The 1,686-nt window shown below is 38.0% G+C and carries 2 protein-coding genes; both read right to left on the bottom strand.

Annotation, left to right across the window (positions count from 1 at the left end; all coding sequences use genetic code 11):
- Positions 1–272: biopolymer transporter ExbD (locus ACFIL8_RS09960; protein ID WP_375682199.1), on the bottom strand; the 272-nt coding region annotated here is incomplete at its 3' end.
- Entirely contained in the window at positions 269–1,171 is a 903-nt protein-coding gene (locus tag ACFIL8_RS09955) for a MotA/TolQ/ExbB proton channel family protein (RefSeq protein WP_375689635.1), read from the bottom strand. The genes ACFIL8_RS09960 and ACFIL8_RS09955, both read right to left, overlap by 4 nt.
- Between the last annotated feature and the right edge of the window lie 515 nt (positions 1,172–1,686).

The raw sequence follows: 1,686 nt of genomic DNA, 5'->3' as shown, positions 1-1,686 counted from the left end.
TCTCTCAAAGCTGCTTGTTCTACAAGATGATCACCAATGTAAAGAGAACGATCTTTTTGCAACGTAACATAAAGAGGTTCATCAGACTGAACCACTGAAGGTGCTTGAGTTATAGAAGGAAGCTGAACGGAAATGGCAGATGTTGCCAAAGGCGCAGCAACCATAAAAACAATAAGCAACACCAATACAACATCAATAAAAGGGGTTACATTGATTTCGCTTTGCAACCCACTCTCGTCTATATCCCAATCATTATTAAGGCTTGCTTTCATTTTTTATGACTTTTCTGTTGTCTTTGTCTATCAAGTTCACGGCTCAAGAGCCTTTCAAGAGCAGCAGCGATATCGCCTAAATCACTGCGATAACCACTCAAAGCACGCATAAGGCTATTATACATAACAACGGCGGGAATAGCCACAAAAAGCCCAACAGCCGTTGCGAATAAGGCTTCAGCAATTCCAGGCGCCACCACATCAAGTCGCGTTGTTTGAGATTGAGCAATCCCAATAAAAGAATTCATAATTCCCCAAACAGTTGCAAAAAGACCAACAAAAGGAGCAATTGCGCCAATAGTTGCAAGAACAGCGCTTCCACATGCAACACGGCGTGTAGCAGCCAGCAAGCAGCGTGACAAAAGTGAATGAACCCTTTCTTTTAAACCTTCATGAACATCGCGAGCCTTAGCATCGCGAACATCGCGGGAAACATCTTCATATTGATTGCTCTCCTCATAAAAGAGAATATCTTCAATCGTTTGTGCATTTTCCCCTGTACTGGTTTTTTCACCAGAGCTTTCGTTTATCCCTTCAGGAGCAGAAAAATGAACCTGTTGTGCAGAAAGATACACCTCTTTAAGGACTTCTTTGAGAAAAAACACACCAGCTCCTTTGCTTTCTTTCAAGCTAGCTGCCAAACGCGTAAGAGTCTGAGCATTTAGAACCAATTGAAGTTCATGACGTACTCTTCGTTTTACCAAAGTGATCTCAACAATTTTCACAAAAGCAATTGTCCAAGACATAAGTGAAGCAAGTAACAAAATAATGATAACGGCTTTCACCACCCAATCAGCAGCCATAAACATAGAAAGAGGAGAAAAATCATGCACTGTCAATACAGCAGACATATTATCTAAAGGGACTGTTTTATCTAAAGGGACTGTTTCAGATTCCATTTTTATCTCACATTCTTGTGCTCTTATCTTTATTTATGAGCTGGATCGTCACCCCGCATAGCATCACTGTTCCACAATGCCACTACCCTTTTAACGTCACTTGTGTATTCCTCTTAAGAAAGAAAACTTGATAAATCAAGTATAGTTTTATTTCACAAGCTCTCTCTTAATTCTAAAGAAATTACTCAAGAAATTTTTCTCTAACAATTCAACAAGTTTATCTTACCCAATCAATTTATTGCATAAATTAGGCAAAATGATAAACTTACAAGAAGTATCGCATATAATATTTTAATTTATAAGAATAATTTATCATCGTTCCTGTTAAATAAATCTCTCATATCGCAAAGCTTTTCTCATTTCAGCAGCTCTTTTAAAGCCAACAAAATATTTGCTTACATGAAACAAGCAGCAAAAATATCATAAAATCCTCGGAGAAAAGGATATGCACTTCTCTAACAACCAGTGCACTAAAGTACCTCTCCTATCCTAAAATAAAAATATACCTTACGTTT

Source organism: Bartonella sp. AP57NXGY (genome assembly GCF_042195805.1).
GTDB lineage: Bacteria > Pseudomonadota > Alphaproteobacteria > Rhizobiales > Rhizobiaceae > Bartonella.
This window is presented reverse-complemented; position numbering and strand designations above follow the sequence as displayed.

Bases quoted from the DNA above. Each gene is read 5' to 3' on its own strand.
- ACFIL8_RS09955 (WP_375689635.1), bottom strand. From the start codon at position 1,171: ATGGAATCTGAAACAGTCCCTTTAGATAAAACAGTCCCTTTAGATAAT.